We start from the raw sequence: 14,998 nt of genomic DNA, 5'->3' as shown, positions 1-14,998 counted from the left end.
AAAATAGCGTCCCGGCGCACAACTCAAAAACCGCCTCGTTATCCGAAGATAACGGGCGGTTTTTCGATGTCGTAAGGATGGAAAGCTTGCCGTAAGCCGGGTTCTGTACTTCCGGTGGTGCAGCGGGCTACGATACCCTCCCACCATTGAAGTGACAATCATCTATCTAGGCCATACATTGCTATACAGCTCAAGCGACCAACCCGGACGCGCCTCGGGCTAAGGCTGTCTGTCAGGCAAGCCTGCAGACCGCGTCCCATTAGGTCTTGCTCCAAGTGGGGTTTACCAGGGGTAAAGTCACCAGTACCCCTCGTGGTCTCTTACACCACGGTTCCACCCTTGCCTGTGCGTCTTGCGACGCCATCGGCGGTCCATTTCTGTGGCACTATCCTTCAGCTCGCGCTGACTGGACGTTATCCAGCACCCTGCCCTATGGAGCCCGGACTTTCCTCTCGTGATGCAAGCATCACCAGCGATTGTCTGTCAAACTTTCCGAGAACATTTGCTAGTATACAGGTTATCGGCGCCGAATTCAACAACGAATGACTGGGAATGCAGCCAATTCGCGTTTTTTAGAGGAATTGGAACGGTTCCGTACTCGGTTCCGAAGCGGCCGCCACCGTTCCGTATTTCTTTTCCGCAAGCGCGCGGTTCATGTAATCCGCCACCGCGCGCTTCATGATTTTCTCGACGTTATGCCCCACGTCGATCAGGCACATGCCGGCGGCCAGCGCGTCGTGCGCGGTGTGGTAGTCGATGTCCCCGGTCACGAGGACATCGGCTCCCGCAAACATCGCGCCGCGCACATACCGGCCGCCGGAGCCTCCCAGCACCGCCGCCTTGCGGACGGTGCGGTCCAGATCGCCGACGACGCGCACCATCGGCACGTCGAAGGCCTCCTTCGCGGCCGCGACAAGCTCGCGCAGCGTAAGAGGCTCCGGCAGCTTGCCGGCGCGTCCAAGGCCGAACGTACGGCCTTTGAGGTCCATCGGATAGAGGTCGTAAGCGACCTCTTCGTACGGATGCGCCTTCAGCATCGCCTGCACCACCGCCCGCTGGATGCCCGCGGGCACGATCGTCTCTACGCGCACCTCGTCCGCGCGCTCCAGTTTGCCCTGCTCGCCCAGGAACGGCTTCGTGCCCTCGCGGGGCATAAACGTCCCCGTGCCGGGAATGTTGAACGAGCAGTGGCTGTAGTCGCCGATCCAGCCCGCTCCGGCCTGGAACAGCGCCTGAAGCACCTTCTCGTGATGGCTTTCCGGCACGAAGACGACCAGCTTGCTGAGCTTCTCCGTGTGAACCTCGTCCAGGGGCACCAGGTCCTTCAAGCCGAGAGCTTCGGCCATCAGGTCGTTGATGCCTCCTTCCGCCACATCCAGATTCGTATGCGCGATGTAGACCGCGATATCGTTCTTGATGAGCTTCTCGTATAGCCGTCCGGCCGGAGTATCCGTCTGCAGGTGGGCCAGAGGTCTGAAAATGATCGCATGATGCGCGATAATCAGATCCGCGCCCGTCCGGATCGCTTCATCCACAACCTCGTCGGTAACGTCCAGCGCCACGAGGATCTTTTTGATTTCCTTCTGCAAGGTACCGAGCTGCAGGCCGATTTTATCGTCAGGCACGGCGTAGTGCTTGGGCGCCAGCTTTTCGAACAATTGAATTACGGTTTGTCCTTTCGCAAACATTCCAGGACCTCCTTGATACGCGAGATTTCCGCCTCCAGCCCGAACCGCTTCTCTTCCGCATTTTCGGAAACCGAACGGTCCAGCTGTCTGCGGATCATGGCCAGTTTATCGAGTTCGTATTCCCACTTCGCAAACCAGACCGCCGGGGGATCCTGAATCAGGTAGGGACCCATCTGCAGGAGTGTGTCGCCGGTTACCCGGAGCCCGTCAGGAAGACGATCCGCATATAACGCGGCATCCCCCTCATCCTCCGGTTTCATCCGGACGGCCGTCAAAATTTCATAAATTTTGCCGTCCTCCTCCAGAATGGTCTCGCCGGCCAGGTGCCAGCCGTGACTGCGCAGCCATTTGCGCACGATGTCCTCGCCCACGTTCGGCTGCAGAATCAGCGTGCTCACGCCTGCAAGCTTGTCCTCGCCCGCATCAAGAATGGACGCAATCAAAGCCCCGCCCATTCCCGCGATTGTCACCGCATCCACTTCGCCCGGCCGCAGCACGGAAAGTCCGTCCCCAAGGCGGACTTCGATCTGCCCGCTCAGATTGGCGTCACGGACCTGCCGCTGCGCCGCCTCGGCCGGACCGCGGTTCACCTCGCCCGCAACCGCAGACGGAACAGTGCCCTGCTGCACCAGAAAGGTCGGCAGCAGGGCATGGTCGGATCCGATATCCGCAAGTTTTGCCCCTTGAGGGACTTTTTTCGCAATTTCCAATAAACGTTGAGACAATTTCACCATATTTTAAGCAACCCATTCCGTCCAATTTTTACGATAAGCAAACAGCGCGATTCCCGCCGCCGCCACTTTACCGGCAAGCGAAAGCTGGAGAAGCTGCTGCGCCGAGGTGCCCCAGGCCAGTCCGAACAGCTCGGGCGCGATCCATACGGTCGCTCCCGCGAGCAGCAGAACCAGGCCGGGTTTCTTCCAGCGGTGCTGAATGAGCCACCCGATCCACATGAGGATAAAAGAAAGCGGAAGCCACGCAAGCTGCAGCTTGTACCAAGTAGCAGGCTCCAGACGCTGGCTTAATACGAATCCGTACGTAATAAGCAGTGCCAGCCATCCGCAGTATTGAAGCAGCGGTGTCCGCCCGAGAAGACCGACAAGCAGCCAGACGAGGCCGCAAAGGGCTACGAAGGACCCGAGGTACAACTGCGCGGTCAAGCCGTTTCCATAAAGAATCCAGACTCCGAAACCGATCAGGGACGCCGAAGCGATGCCCGTCGAAAGCTGGGCCCTGAAAGGCTGCTCTTCTTTTTGCCGGAAGCCGATTATATACCAAGATACAACAAATACGGCGGAAACGCCAATTTGCAAAGAAATTCCAAAAGAGTTAAAATTAAGTAGTGTCAATGATAAAACAATGATAGTGACGACGGCTGCAACCCAGAATTTCCAGTGGCTCCCCCGGATGGATTTGGTCGATATGCCCAAAACCCTTCTGGAATGGTCCGCACCCGTTTCCATGTACAAATTGAGCAGAAAGTCGCAGTACTGTGCGGGCAGAAGCCTAGATCTCCGCCAGTGTTCGATTTCCTTAATAATAGCCGTTCGTTTCTCGTCATCCATTAGCTTCACCTTCCCAACAACTTTATCGGTTCGCCGCCTTCCGAATTTGAGAAGGAAATCCGATGATCCTGCATTTGCGGATTCAAGCTTCTGACCGTGCCTGCAGGACCTTTTGCTTTTCTTCCAGGCATTGCTTGGCGAAATCGGTCACCCTGCTCCGGTAGCCGTCCTTGTCCGTCATAAAAGCAAGCCCGTGTCCCGCACGGGGCACCATGAACAGATCTTTGCCCGCGGGAGCCGCCTTATACAAGCCGTGCACCATAAAAAACGGAACGAACGTATCCGCTTCTCCATGGATAAAAAGAATCGGCTTTTCCGTACGCTTTACCTGTCTCAGCGCCGAAGCTTCCCCGAAGAAATAGCCCGCTTTTACTTTGCAAATCAGGCTGGTAAGGGGAATGAGCGGAAACGCGGGCAGCTTGAACATCCGCTTGAGCTGGTAGCTCAGAATGTCTTTGACGGACGTATAGGAACAATCGGCGATGATTCCTTTCACCTGCTCCGGCAGCCTTTCGCCGCTTGCCATTAGCACGGCAGCTCCGCCCATGGATACGCCGTGGAGCAGAATCCGGGCGTCTTCACCGCTCCGCTGCAGAATATATCGGGTCCAGTTGACGTAATCCAATCGGTCCGTCCAGCCGAAGCCGATATACTCCCCTTCGCTCTGTCCGTGACCCCGGTTGTCCGGCATCAGCACGTTATACCCGAGCTCGTGGTGAATTTGAGCGAAGCTGGCCATGTCCCTGCCCTGCCCGGAATACCCGTGCGCCAGCAGCGCCGTTACGCCCGAAGGCCGCTCGGCCTCCAGATACCAGCCGTTCAGTCGAAGGCCGTCCGCCGATTGAATGGACACCTGCTCGAGCGTCTGGCGGGCAAGCCAGTTATCCGCCGTAGCCGGTGACGGGTCTACCACGATTTCTTCCATGTGACCCGCAAGATCCGGGCTGTTCTGCAGAAATTCCTTGCTGCTGCTGCGTATTCCCAGCCCGAACATATAGAAGGCTGCCGTTGTCAAAGCCACAGCAAGAACCGCAAGTATGCACAAACTGATCAACAGGGTCTTTGACATTTCAACCTTCCTCCTTCTATTTGAAAAAAAGAAACCCGCCGGAGGCGGGCATTCGGATTCTATTCAAGGAAATCTTTTAACCGTTTGCTGCGGCTCGGGTGCCTCAGCTTGCGAAGCGCTTTGGCCTCGATCTGACGAATCCGTTCACGGGTAACCCCGAAAACTTTGCCCACTTCTTCCAGAGTCCGGGTACGCCCGTCATCCAGACCGAAGCGAAGACGAAGCACGTTTTCTTCACGCTCGGTCAGCGTATCGAGAACATCTTCAAGCTGTTCTTTAAGAAGTTCGTAAGCCGCCGCATCCGCCGGTGCCAGCGCTTCCTGATCTTCAATAAAGTCGCCCAGATGGGAATCGTCCTCTTCACCGATCGGAGTTTCCAGGGATACCGGTTCCTGCGCGATCTTCATGATTTCGCGGACTTTATCCGTGCTCAGTTCCATTTCCTTCGCGATTTCTTCCGGCGTCGGTTCACGCCCCAGTTCCTGCAGCAGTTGACGGGATACCCGGATCAACTTGTTGATGGTTTCCACCATGTGAACCGGAATACGGATCGTTCTCGCCTGATCGGCAATGGCGCGCGTAATGGCTTGACGAATCCACCAGGTGGCATACGTACTAAATTTATACCCTTTGGTATGGTCGAATTTCTCCACCGCTTTGATCAGACCCATGTTTCCTTCCTGGATCAGATCCAGGAACAGCATGCCCCGTCCGACGTAGCGTTTGGCGATGCTGACGACGAGACGGAGGTTCGCTTCGGCCAGACGGCGCTTCGCTTCCTCGTCGCCTTGCTCGATTCTTTTCGCCAGATCCACTTCATTCTCTGCCGAAAGAAGGGGAACACGCCCGATCTCTTTCAAATACATCCGCACCGGGTCATTGATTTTAATGCCTGGCGGGAGAGTCAGATCATCTTCAAAGCTGAATTCATCGTTCTCTTGATCGCCCTCCGGACGCATTCTTCCTTCGTCCTCGTCGGACTCGTTCCCTACGTCAATTCCCATTTCGGACAATTGTTCGAAAAACTCGTCAATCTGTTCCGGATCTTGATCATAAGGAGCCAGCCGTTCTGTGATGTCTTTATAAGTGAGCGAGGAGCGCTTCTTGCCTAACTCGATGAGCTGCTCCTTTACCTGCTCCAGGGTCAACTCGGTTTCGATCTCAGTATGTTGATCGTTCGCCATAATCCAACTCCCTCCTCCCTAGATTATCCGGAACCTGCGTTACGAAAGTTTAAGCTGTTTCTCTAGGGCAATAATTTCACTAAGAATTTGAGCAGCTCGCAAAGGATCCCCTGAGCGCTCCGCACGGATCATTTCTTCTTTTTTTCTCGATATTTCCTGCTGCTTCGGATATTTTTTGATTTCTTTGATGTAATCGTCGATGACGATTTCGTTCACACCGTGATGCGCGCCCATCATCGCGATGGAACTCGCCAGATTTTCGAGCTTGTCGTCCTGAATCATCGCCATGTAACGGCTCACGCTCGGTGTGGAGTTTTGGGCGTAAAAAGCATATAAATAAGCCGCCAGAACGGCATGAGCATCCACGTTAAATTCGTCGCCTAATCGTTCTTCCACATAGGCGCTAACATCCCGATCGTGCATCATGACGGCTAGAAGCTGCCGTTCCGCGTTATGATAAGCCGGATAAAGCGGCGCTTTTGGCGTTTCTTTCCTATTATGCCTACCATTATTCCACGGAACGTCGATATTATCCCTGACTGTCCGGTTTTTTTCCGATTTCATCCGGAGGTTGGCCAAATCTTGCTTGAGCGACTCGTAAGAGGTCTCAAACTCCCCGGCGAGCTGTTTTAAATAATGCTCCCGTTCGATCGAGCTCAAGTCCGCAATCATCTTCAAAGCCGTTTGCTGGTAGCGTATCCGATCGCCTTCCTCCTGCAAACGGAAATGCCGGCGAATGTAGTGCAGCCTGTATTTGATCGAGGGTACGGCGTAATCAATGATTTCCCGTACAAATCTCTCGGAGCCGTATGCAGTAATGTATTCATCCGGATCTTTGGCATCCGGAAGCATAGCCACTTTCACTTCGCAGCCTGCTTGTTCAAGCAGGGGGATTGCCTTGTAAGCCGCATTCTGTCCGGCCGAATCTCCGTCGTAACAGATCACGACCCGTCCGGCGTTGCGCCGGATCAGTTCCGCATGCTCGGGGGTCAGCGCGGTACCCATCGTACCGACACCGTTTCTCACCCCAGCTTCCCAAGCTTTTACCACATCCATATAACCTTCAAACAATACCATGGTATTCGTTTTCCGGATTTGCGGACGTGCCTGGTGAAAATTATACAGCACACGGCTTTTGTTGAAGAGCATCGTCTCAGGACTGTTCAAGTACTTAGGCTGCACATCCCCGAGCGCCCGGCCGCCGAAGGCAATGACTTTGCCCTGCGCGTCCCAGATCGGGAAAATCACTCTGTCCCTGAACTTGTCGATATAACCGTCTCCCTCGGAACGGGCCGAAACGAGCCCTCCCCGTTCCATCAGCGGAAGATCGTAGCCCGCTTTCTGAAGCTGCTGTACAAGCGTATCCCACATGGCGGGAGCATATCCGATCTGAAAAGCGTCGATCAATTTATCCGACATCTGCCGGTTGCGCACATAATCGAGTGCGTTCTTGCCTTGATCGGTATTCATTAGAATATAACGGTACAGTTTGGCCGCTTTCTCATTGGCCTCCAGCATTTTGGACCGGTCCTTCTGCTGCGGGTTGTCCGCGGACAATGACTCCTCCCACGTTACGGGGATATCCGCTTCCTCCGCCAGGTGCCGGACGGCTTCGGCAAACGTGTAGCCTTCGATTTCCCGGAGAAACTGAAACATGTTGCCCCCCGCTCCGCAGCCGAAGCAGTGGTAAATCTGTTTCTCGGGCGTTACCGTAAACGAAGGCGATTTTTCCGAGTGAAACGGACAAAGCCCCTTCAGGTAGTGGCCCTGTTTGGTCAAATGGACGTATTTTCCTATCACATCGGCAATGTCATGACGCTGCAGAACAGCTTCGATCACTTCATCCGGAATGCGTCCGTAACCCATTTCCCCCACCTTCAATCCTTATAAAAAAGCTTCATGTGCGGTAAACAACTATACGTATTCGCTAAACAGGCCTATTCTCCTGCAAACGAAGTAAAACTTTTGTCAAACCATGTAGAAAAAATTCCCGGTCTTCGTCCGTAAAAGGCTTCGGTCCTTTGGAATGCTTGCCTCCACGGCGCAGCTTGCCCTGTGTATGACGCCGGTCAAGAAGAAAATCAATGGTCCGGTCGGTATATTCCTGCCCGCGGTTCGAGAGGCATACCGCCCCTTTGCCCAGACCGATGGCGGCCAGACCGAAATCCTGCGTAACCAGGATATCTCCGCGCCGGATATGATTGGCGATAAACAAATCGACGGACTGGTCCGAACGGTCGACCTGGATCACCTCGATCCCTTCCTGCCCCTTCAGCTGGTGGTCGAACGAAGCCACCATAAGTACGTGAACCGAATACTGCGCGGCCGCCCGGATGATCTCGGGCTTAACCGGACACGCATCCGCATCCACAACAATTTGAAAGGATGAATGTTGAATGGATAATGCCCCCGATACCTGCTAATAGTCCTGCTGTACTAGTATATACGCTCATCGCGCGAAAAATCCTGCAAGTTCAGGATAAATGAGGATGACGCCGGATTTGTTCGAGAACCAGGCTGGCCGTTTCTTCGACGGCGCGGTTGGATACGTCGATGACGTGGCATCCGATCCGGGAAAGCACCGTTCCCGCGAACTCCAGCTCTTGTTTAATACGTTCCGTTTTGGCATAAGTTGCATTGGACGCGAGTCCGAGAGTGCGCAGCCGTTCCCTGCGGATAGCGTTGAGTTTATCCGGATCGATAAGCAGGCCGATCACCTTGTTTTTAGGCACTTTGAAAAGCACGTCGGGCGGCTGCATTTCCGGAACGAGGGGGACATTGGCGACTTTGTATTTTTTGTGCGCCAGGTACATGGAAAGCGGAGTTTTCGACGTGCGGGATACGCCGACAAGGACGATATCCGCCTTGACGATCCCGCTGAAATCGCGGCCGTCGTCGTATTTGACGGCGAACTCGATCGCCTCCATTTTTTTGAAATAATCCTCATCCAAGGGATGGTTGCCTCCCGGCTGATGGCGGGCCTTGCGGTTAAACGCTTTTTCGAACGTCTGGATAAGCGGTCCCAGCAGATCGACGTAAGCGAATCCCGCTTGTTCCGCTTTCTGGGTCAAATAATCGCGAAGCTCGGGAATGACCAGCGTAAACGCGATGATGCCCTGCTGACGAGCGACTTTGGCGAGAAGGCGGTCGATTTCCTCCGTATCATGCACGAAAGGAACCCGTTCGATCACAATCGGGGCGGGATAAAATTGCAGCGCGACGGCATTGACGACAGATTCGCCCGTCTCTCCGATCGCATCCGATACCACGTAAACGATAACCGGATTGTTTGAAGGATTCATAAATGTTGTCCCTCCCTGTACCTATTCGGGAATAGCTAAGCGGAAACGAAGACAAAAGGACCGTGGTAGCTTCGAAAATCAAAGCGGCCGCCACGTACGACCCTAAGGTCCCGGCGGTTTATCACCACGGCAACATTGTAGTACTCTGTTCTTCCAGTTATCCGTACCAGTTACTGCTTCCAATCACTTACTATAAGGAACCCGCTTACGTTTGTCAAACCCGCAGGTTTTAAATATTGTACTTATCCATCTGGTCCAAAAAGCTTCTGGCTTTCCAGCGGACATCCACGTGGGCGTCCATATACAGCCTCATGCTGTGCTTCAGCTGAGATTTGGTAGAGGGCTTTACGTTAACATTGCCGATCCGGCTGAGATCGACCTGCTGTAAAAGCCGCATAAGCTTCAGCGTACTTTCCGTCACGGCCGCGGCATAAGGATCGAGATGCTTGCAGCGGCTGCACATTGCGCCGCCCGCTGCTGCGCTGAAAGCGGCAAGTTCCTCCGTGCGCCCGCATGACGCGCATTTATCGAGAACCGGCGTATACCCGGAGGCCGCAAGCATCTTAAGCTCGAAAACATGCGCGACGATCTGCATATCCTTCTCCTGCTCGATGGCCATGAGTCCCGCTTCCAATTGATCGAACAAGAATAAACTGCGATCCTCCTCTCCCAGCATCCGGTCAACCATTTCAACCAGGTAAGAGGCATACGCAGATTTATAAAGATCTTCTCTCAATTTATGATGGGGTTCTATGATCTCCCCATGGTTAAGCGTTCCAAGCTTACCCTGTCTATAAAAAACGTAATCCCCGTACGTGAACAGCTGGGTGACGGCGCCGAGCCGGCTTTTCACCTTCTTCACTCCGCGCGCGACCACCCCTACTTTACCCAGTTCACGGGTATAAAGCGTAATGATTTTGTTCCCTTCCCCGTAATCGACGCTACGGAGAACAATTCCTTGCACCCGGTGCAGCATCTCTTATGCGCTTCCTTTCCGGAAACGCCGGATCAGTCTCCAGGCGTTCTCAGGCTTCGACCGAATGCACGGCTTCCTGCTCTTGCTGCATCAGCTCTTCTCCTGCAAGTTCGGGATCAGACGCTAAATCTTTGTACAGCAGGTAAGCGTCCACTTCCCCCGTCGACCAAAAATAGTGCCAGGTAAAATCTCTCACTCTGGATCATCCTCTCTCCGTAAGATGTTCGTGTTGATGATTACCCTTAGGATGTACCCGTTGAAGCAGTTTATGCCCGGCAATTAATGGAACGGCGGGGAAAGCCTTGCGGTTATTCGTTTCGGAAGCCCAGATCCCGCAGCACGCGTTCCTGATTGCGCCAGTCTTTTTTGACTTTCACCCACAACTCGAGGAACGTTTTGGAGCCGAGCAGCGCTTCGATATCATGTCTCGCTTGCTTGCCGATTTCTTTCAGCAGCGAGCCCTGCTTGCCGATAATAATGCCTTTCTGCGAATCCCGCTCTACGTAAATGACGGCTGAAATATGAACCACGCCGTTTTTTTCGACCTTCATATCCTCGATCGCTACCGCAATGGAGTGGGGAATTTCTTCTCTTGTCATATGGAGAATCTTCTCGCGGACAAGCTCCGCGCAAACAAACTGCTCGGGATGGTCGGTTATCTGATCCGCGGGATAGTACTGCGGGCCTTCCGGCAAATATTTAACGACCTGCTCCAGCATCGTGTTCACATTGTTGCCGAGCAGAGCCGAAACCGGTACGATTTCCGCGAATTCGTACAGATCTTTATAGGTTGTAATGATCGGCAGCAATTCTTCGGGATGCACTTGATCGATTTTGTTCAGGACTAGAATGACCGGTGTTTTAACGTTCTTCAGCTGTTCGATGATATAGCGGTCTCCGCCGCCGATTCCTTCCGAAACGTCGGCAAGAAACAGAATCGCATCGACTTCCCCCAAGGTGCTGTGGGCAACTTTCATCATGTAATCGCCCAGCTTGGAAGACGGTTTATGAATACCCGGCGTGTCCAAAAATACAATTTGGGAATTGTCGGTCGTATACACGCCGTGAATTTTGTTGCGCGTGGTCTGCGGCTTATCGGACATAATCGCGATCTTCTGACCGATTACCTGGTTCATCAGGGTGGATTTCCCTACGTTCGGCCGTCCGATAATCGAAACGAATCCGGATTTGAATTTTTCTTTGTTCATGCTGTAATTATTTCCTCCTAGGATTGCAAATCTTTCGACGTAAACGCGCCGGGCAGCAGTTCACCCGTTGTCGTTACGGTATAGTCACCGCTTAAGTTGCCTAAAATAACGGGCATGTCCGGTCCGCACAGTTCGATTAGAACCTGCCGGCATACCCCGCAAGGTGCAATCGGACCTTCCGTATCGCCGATAACCGCGATAGATTGGAAGGATCCCGGCTTGTGCCCGTCCGCAACGGCGCGGAAAACGGCGGTGCGTTCGGCGCAGTTCGTCGGCCCGTAAGCCGCATTTTCGATATTGCAGCCGTAATGAATGTGGCCGTCTTTATCCAACAGGGCCGCTCCCACTCCGAAGTTCGAGTATGGGATGTAAGCTTTCAGCCGTGCCTGCCGCGCATGTTCCAGCAGTTCTTCCGGTTTCATAAAGCATCTTTTCCTTTCCGTTAACCCACAAAATGTAACCATTCAGGCGGCCGGCCCGTCAGGCATCTACCCCCAGCCTCTCCACAACCAGGCAAGAAGGGTGACGGCTGCCCCGATAACGGAACCGAGCAGCAGAGACGACAGCGCCCGGTGCTTCCGCTCGGCCAGAACCATCAGGGCGAGCGCCGCAAGCGTGCCGGAGAGCAGCGTCACGATCGTCTGGCCGGCGATCACGGCGATCAGCGTCGCAAGCGCCGCCAGCACCGCCGCCAGCAGGCTGGGCCGGACCAGCTTCCCGCGGTCGCTGAACCTTGTCTCGATTACAATCGTGACAAGAGCGACGAGTGCGATAAGCGTCCATACCATGCCCGGCATGTTGGCTGAGGCCGCCTCCTGCGCCTTGCGGAGCATCCGGTCCACAGGACCGTAGAAGACCACCATGCCGACGACGACCGCGAACAGGGCAGCCACGAGAACGGCGCCGGCCGCCGTGTCCTTCGCGATCTTCGCCAGCGGGTGCAGATCCGGCATCGCCAGATCCACTGCCTTTTCCACCGCCGTGTTAATGAGTTCGGTCATGATGACAAGAACGACTGCCAGCAGCAGGAAAAGAACGTCCCAGTGCGGCAGTCCCAAAATTACGGCGGCCAGAAATACAAGAAAGGCAACAACGAAATGAAATTTCATGTTGCGCTGAGTATCAAAAGCGTATTTAATTCCTTCGTAAGCGAAGCGGAAGCCCCGCAGAAATCGCTGAAAGGAACTCAACGGGTGAGCCCCGCTTTCTGCAGGATCTGTTCCTGCTTCGCGAACATTTCCCGTTCGGCCTCCTCGTTGTCGTGATCGTATCCGATCAGATGCAGAAATCCGTGAACGAATAAAAATCCGAGTTCACGCTCAACGGAATGGCCGTATTCTTCGGCCTGCGCAGCTGCCCGTGGAACCGAAATGACGATATCGCCGAGCGGCTCCTCAAAGCCTTCTTCCCCGTCAGCGTCGGCATCGCCTTCCGCCGAATCTTCATCCGGCTCTTCCTCGCCGTAGAGAATAGCGGGTTCGTCCTCCCCCTGCTCCAGCATCGCAAAGGACAAAACGTCCGTCGGACGGTCGATGTTCCGGTACGTACGATTCAGCTCGTGAATCGTCTCGTCGTCTACAAACGTCAGGGCGACTTCCCCGTCCTCAACGCCTTCCTCTTCTCCTGCAAGCTTCAGCAGCTCTTCCAGCTTCTCGGCGAATTTAGGGGAGATCGGCAGAATGTCCTGCTCGTCGTTCCAGGCTAAAATCAGGGCCACGTTTAATTCCTCCTAGATGTATAGGTCAAATGGTTTATTTCGCTTTGGCGGGAAGCTCGCTCGGATATTCGATCCGGGAGTGAAAAATGCCCAGCAGAGATTCGTTGAGCGTCTTCGCGATGGTGTCCAGTTCTTTCAAAGTCAGATCGCAATCGTTAAACTGGCCGTCATCCAGACGGGATTTAATGATTTTGCGGACCATCGTATCGATCTGCTCGATGGTCGGATTGCGCAGGGAACGAACCGCCGCCTCCACGCAATCGGCGATTCCGACTACGGCCGCTTCCTTGCACTGCGCTTTGGGCCCCTCGTAACGGAAATCTTCCTCGCGCACTTCACGGCCTTCTTCCTCGGCCAGCTTCCTTGCTTTGTGATAAAAGAACGTAAGCAGCGTCGTTCCGTGGTGCTGCTCCGCGATATCGCGAATCGGCTTCGGAATGTTGTATTCCTTAAGCATCTCCACCCCGTCACGGGCGTGGGCGGTAATAATGCTTTTGCTCAGCGCGGGATCGATACGGTCGTGCGGATTTTCGATATTCGTCTGATTTTCGATAAAATAGCTCGGCCGCTTCGTTTTGCCGATGTCATGGTAGTAAGAACCGACCCGGCACAGCAGACCGTCCGCTCCGATGGATTCGGCCGCCGATTCCGCGAGATTGCCGACCATGATGCTGTGGTGATACGTCCCGGGTGTCTCCGTCAGCAGCTTGCGCAGCAGCGGATGATTCGGGTTCGAGAGCTCCACAAGCTTGAGCGGAGACAAGATCCCGAACGCCGTCTCGAAAAAGGGCAGGAGCCCGATTACAAACACGGCGGTAAGAATTCCGCTGGCGGCCGAAAAAGACAGCGAGTAAAGCATATCTTGGCGCGTCACGTTGTCGAGAAGCATCAGCGAAACGATCGTAATCATGCCGATAAACGAGATGAGAATTCCCGCTTTCAGAATGGAGGAACGCTGGCTGGCCTTTTGAATAACGAAGACCGAAGCGAAACACGTAACGAGCGTGACCAGCCCGTATCTGTAATCGAATAGCTGAGTCCCGTGCATGTTGAAAATAATGCTGGACATAATGCTGAACAGGACACTGGCGATAAAGGCGAGCTGCGGATTCAGCAGAATCGTAATCAGCATGCTGCCGATAGCTGCCGGAGCCAAATATCCGATGAACGGATATTCCGGATTCTGCCCAAGGGCCACCACTTTCATGCCGATCATGTTAATGGCGAAAATAAGAACGAACATCAGAAGCTGTGAATTGTTCGTCCGTATCGGCAGCGTACTCTGCCGAACGAACAGATAGATCATCATAACGAACAGCAGGCCCAGCAGCACGAGACCGACGTGAGGCCAATAGTTCGCTTTCTCCTTAAGCAGCTCGGCCGCTTTCAGACGTTTATAGATCTCATCGGTAATGACATCGCCCTCGTTGACGATAATGTCCCCTTGATTGATATAAACGGGCTTGACGTTCTCGCGGACTTCGCCTCTCGCATCGTCCGTTGCTTTCTGATCCAGAAACTTATTCGGCGTGATGACGACTCTGGCAATCTCCTGAACCAGTTCGCGCAGCGTATTTTTGGACAAGTCGGACGAATTGACAAGCTCGGCTACTTTCGCACGGGCCGTCTGGGCATCCGAAATCTGATCGCTCATCAGCTTGGAAACAATTTCCCGGGTAATGGGCGCCATAGCAGCTACATCTTCCTTGGTTAAGCGCGGAAATTTGTAGTAAATTTCTTCCGGAATCCGATATTTCTGGTCGCTGACTTTGGAATTGATTTCATCGATCAACGTTTCGTTGCCGAAATTAGTTTCGCCGATCGTCCGGATCGCCATTTTTTCCGTATCCGAAATTATCGCCGGAATAACGGTCCGGTAGACGCTTACCTTATCTTCGAACTTTACGTCGGGGTCCGCATTGATCTGCAAAATCCGGTCGTAAATCGCATCGATCATCGCTTCGTTCCGAAGATTCGCGATTTTATAGACAGGCTGCAGTTTCTTGGCCGCGTCTTCCTTCGCTTTCTCGGTCGCCACAGAGTTTTCGATCTGGAAAGGGGCATAGATGTTCTTTTCCGCAACCGCGCCCAATTTGATGTCAAATGTCTGTGGAATAAGCCTGGAAAACAAAGTCACGCAGAAAATGAGCATAAGCGCGAAAAGCAGAAGCAAGCGAACCGGAAAACTCGTTTTCCAGCCGCTTAGCTTCGTGTTGGCTTGCATATCTTGTACCGCAACTTCTTTTTTCATGATGGAAGGTCATCCCTCTCTTGCCTCTTCGTTCCCTG

The 14,998-nt window shown here is 53.9% G+C and carries 15 protein-coding genes and 1 other RNA gene; all 16 read right to left on the bottom strand.

Going from position 1 to position 14,998, the window contains the following annotated elements; translation table 11 throughout:
- Positions 1–77: 77 nt before the first annotated feature.
- The 16 genes from rnpB to AC2TF6_RS08715 all read right to left on the bottom strand — a co-directional run bounded on the left by rnpB (position 78) and on the right by AC2TF6_RS08715 (position 14,960).
- Positions 78–492: RNase P RNA component class A (gene rnpB, locus AC2TF6_RS08790), an RNA gene on the bottom strand.
- A gap of 80 nt (positions 493–572) precedes the next feature.
- The gene (locus tag AC2TF6_RS08785; protein WP_218228382.1) at positions 573–1,688 is read right to left on the bottom strand and encodes a Nif3-like dinuclear metal center hexameric protein; all 1,116 of its coding nucleotides are present in this window, start codon (positions 1,686–1,688) and stop codon (positions 573–575) included.
- Entirely contained in the window at positions 1,664–2,422 is a 759-nt protein-coding gene (locus tag AC2TF6_RS08780; RefSeq protein WP_491310717.1) for a tRNA (adenine(22)-N(1))-methyltransferase, read from the bottom strand. Before AC2TF6_RS08780 ends, AC2TF6_RS08785 begins: the two co-directional genes overlap by 25 nt.
- A 3-nt stretch (positions 2,423–2,425) precedes the next feature.
- A complete protein-coding gene (locus tag AC2TF6_RS08775; protein WP_218228380.1) occupies positions 2,426–3,253 on the bottom strand; it encodes a hypothetical protein in 828 nt (275 codons plus the stop codon).
- A gap of 82 nt (positions 3,254–3,335) precedes the next feature.
- Positions 3,336–4,322 (bottom strand): alpha/beta hydrolase, encoded by a 987-nt coding sequence (locus tag AC2TF6_RS08770; RefSeq protein ID WP_491310716.1) that lies wholly within the window; start codon positions 4,320–4,322, stop codon positions 3,336–3,338.
- A gap of 59 nt (positions 4,323–4,381) precedes the next feature.
- A complete protein-coding gene (gene rpoD, locus AC2TF6_RS08765; RefSeq protein WP_009671652.1) occupies positions 4,382–5,506 on the bottom strand; it encodes an RNA polymerase sigma factor RpoD in 1,125 nt (374 codons plus the stop codon).
- A gap of 39 nt (positions 5,507–5,545) precedes the next feature.
- A complete protein-coding gene (gene dnaG / locus AC2TF6_RS08760; protein WP_491310715.1) occupies positions 5,546–7,372 on the bottom strand; it encodes a DNA primase in 1,827 nt (608 codons plus the stop codon).
- A gap of 61 nt (positions 7,373–7,433) precedes the next feature.
- Positions 7,434–7,877, bottom strand: coding sequence for a YaiI/YqxD family protein (locus AC2TF6_RS08755; RefSeq protein WP_491310714.1), 444 nt, complete (start codon positions 7,875–7,877; stop codon positions 7,434–7,436).
- A gap of 103 nt (positions 7,878–7,980) precedes the next feature.
- Positions 7,981–8,808 carry a pyruvate, water dikinase regulatory protein gene (locus AC2TF6_RS08750; RefSeq protein WP_009671643.1) on the bottom strand — a complete coding sequence of 276 codons (828 nt, stop codon included), beginning with the start codon at positions 8,806–8,808 and terminating at the stop codon, positions 7,981–7,983.
- Between the two features lie 229 nt (positions 8,809–9,037).
- Positions 9,038–9,784 (bottom strand): DNA repair protein RecO, encoded by a 747-nt coding sequence (gene recO, locus AC2TF6_RS08745; RefSeq protein WP_042230032.1) that lies wholly within the window; start codon positions 9,782–9,784, stop codon positions 9,038–9,040.
- 49 nt (positions 9,785–9,833) lie between these two features.
- Positions 9,834–9,980, bottom strand: a complete 147-nt coding sequence (locus AC2TF6_RS08740) for a YqzL family protein (RefSeq protein WP_009671644.1) — start codon at positions 9,978–9,980, stop codon at positions 9,834–9,836.
- Between the two features lie 112 nt (positions 9,981–10,092).
- Positions 10,093–10,992, bottom strand: a complete 900-nt coding sequence (gene era / locus AC2TF6_RS08735) for a GTPase Era (RefSeq protein WP_042230034.1) — start codon at positions 10,990–10,992, stop codon at positions 10,093–10,095.
- Positions 10,993–11,009: 17 nt separating this feature from the next.
- A complete protein-coding gene (locus AC2TF6_RS08730; RefSeq protein WP_491310713.1) occupies positions 11,010–11,414 on the bottom strand; it encodes a cytidine deaminase in 405 nt (134 codons plus the stop codon).
- Positions 11,415–11,480: 66 nt separating this feature from the next.
- On the bottom strand, positions 11,481–12,182 hold the full coding sequence (locus tag AC2TF6_RS08725; protein WP_491310712.1) for a diacylglycerol kinase family protein: 702 nt from the start codon (positions 12,180–12,182) through the stop codon (positions 11,481–11,483).
- Positions 12,179–12,709: an rRNA maturation RNase YbeY gene (ybeY, locus tag AC2TF6_RS08720; protein WP_491310711.1), complete on the bottom strand. Its 531-nt coding sequence runs from the start codon at positions 12,707–12,709 to the stop codon at positions 12,179–12,181. Before ybeY ends, AC2TF6_RS08725 begins: the two co-directional genes overlap by 4 nt.
- Positions 12,710–12,743: 34 nt before the next feature.
- Positions 12,744–14,960, bottom strand: coding sequence for an HD family phosphohydrolase (locus AC2TF6_RS08715; RefSeq protein WP_491310710.1), 2,217 nt, complete (start codon positions 14,958–14,960; stop codon positions 12,744–12,746).
- Positions 14,961–14,998: the final 38 nt, after the last annotated feature.

Source organism: Paenibacillus sp. JNUCC 35 (genome assembly GCF_058269095.1).
This window is presented reverse-complemented; position numbering and strand designations above follow the sequence as displayed.

Excerpts from the sequence above, each read along its gene's own strand:
- AC2TF6_RS08785 (WP_218228382.1), bottom strand. The coding sequence starts at position 1,688 with ATGTTTGCGAAAGGACAAACCGTAATTCAATTGTTCGAAAAGCTGGCG.
- AC2TF6_RS08780 (WP_491310717.1), bottom strand. The coding sequence starts at position 2,422 with ATGGTGAAATTGTCTCAACGTTTATTGGAAATTGCGAAAAAAGTCCCT.
- AC2TF6_RS08775 (WP_218228380.1), bottom strand. The coding sequence starts at position 3,253 with ATGGATGACGAGAAACGAACGGCTATTATTAAGGAAATCGAACACTGG.
- AC2TF6_RS08770 (WP_491310716.1), bottom strand. The coding sequence starts at position 4,322 with ATGTCAAAGACCCTGTTGATCAGTTTGTGCATACTTGCGGTTCTTGCT.
- rpoD (WP_009671652.1), bottom strand. The coding sequence starts at position 5,506 with ATGGCGAACGATCAACATACTGAGATCGAAACCGAGTTGACCCTGGAG.
- dnaG (WP_491310715.1), bottom strand. The coding sequence starts at position 7,372 with ATGGGTTACGGACGCATTCCGGATGAAGTGATCGAAGCTGTTCTGCAG.
- AC2TF6_RS08750 (WP_009671643.1), bottom strand. The coding sequence starts at position 8,808 with ATGAATCCTTCAAACAATCCGGTTATCGTTTACGTGGTATCGGATGCG.
- recO (WP_042230032.1), bottom strand. The coding sequence starts at position 9,784 with ATGCTGCACCGGGTGCAAGGAATTGTTCTCCGTAGCGTCGATTACGGG.
- era (WP_042230034.1), bottom strand. The coding sequence starts at position 10,992 with ATGAACAAAGAAAAATTCAAATCCGGATTCGTTTCGATTATCGGACGG.
- AC2TF6_RS08730 (WP_491310713.1), bottom strand. The coding sequence starts at position 11,414 with ATGAAACCGGAAGAACTGCTGGAACATGCGCGGCAGGCACGGCTGAAA.
- AC2TF6_RS08715 (WP_491310710.1), bottom strand. The coding sequence starts at position 14,960 with ATGAAAAAAGAAGTTGCGGTACAAGATATGCAAGCCAACACGAAGCTA.